The 674-nt window shown below is 42.0% G+C and carries 1 tRNA gene and 2 rRNA genes; all 3 read left to right on the forward strand.

The annotated features are described in order from the left end of the window. Window positions 1-91, forward strand: a 16S ribosomal RNA gene (locus KP712_RS09080); the annotation flags it as partial. Between the two features lie 123 nt (window positions 92-214). Then, a tRNA-Glu gene (locus tag KP712_RS09085) sits at window positions 215-290 on the forward strand. Between the two features lie 269 nt (window positions 291-559). Beyond that, window positions 560-674 (forward strand): 23S ribosomal RNA (locus KP712_RS09090); the annotation flags it as partial.

Consider the following 674-nt stretch of genomic DNA (forward strand, 5'->3'; position numbering starts at 1 on the left):
TTGGAGGGCGTTTACCACGGTATGATTCATGACTGGGGTGAAGTCGTAACAAGGTAACCGTAGGGGAACCTGCGGTTGGATCACCTCCTTACCAAAGACGAGAGACAGCGAGTGCTCACACAGATTGGCTGATTGTTGTAAACAAATGAGCAGAAGAAAACGAAGCGAAAGCAACGTTGAAAGATAAGAATACGATAGAGTATCTTTAATTGATGTCCCCATCGTCTAGAGGCCTAGGACATCGCCCTTTCACGGCGGTAACCGGGGTTCGAATCCCCGTGGGGACGCCAATTAAAGATAACTTTGTTAGATTATCTTACTGTTCTTTAAAAAATTGGAAACAAGCTGAAAACAAGAGATTTTCGAGAGAAAGTCTGAGTAGGCAAAACAGGAAAGTGAAAAGAGGGAACTGAGAAGGAAACTCTGAAAGCAAACCTGTTTTGTGATAAATCTTGATTGAACAAAAGCAATCAAGTGTTTAGTTGAATGAAGATACGCATCAAATTGACCGCACTTTGAAGTAAAAACTTAAAGTGATTGAAAACATTTGAGGTTGTATAGTTAAGTGACTAAGCGTACAAGGTGGATGCCTTGGCAATCAGAGGCGAAGAAGGACGTGCTAATCTGCGAAAAGCTTGGATGAGTCGATAAGAGGCGTTTAATCCAAGATATCC

The organism is Haemophilus sp. SZY H68 (assembly GCF_018829685.1).
GTDB lineage: Bacteria > Pseudomonadota > Gammaproteobacteria > Enterobacterales > Pasteurellaceae > Haemophilus > Haemophilus haemolyticus_K.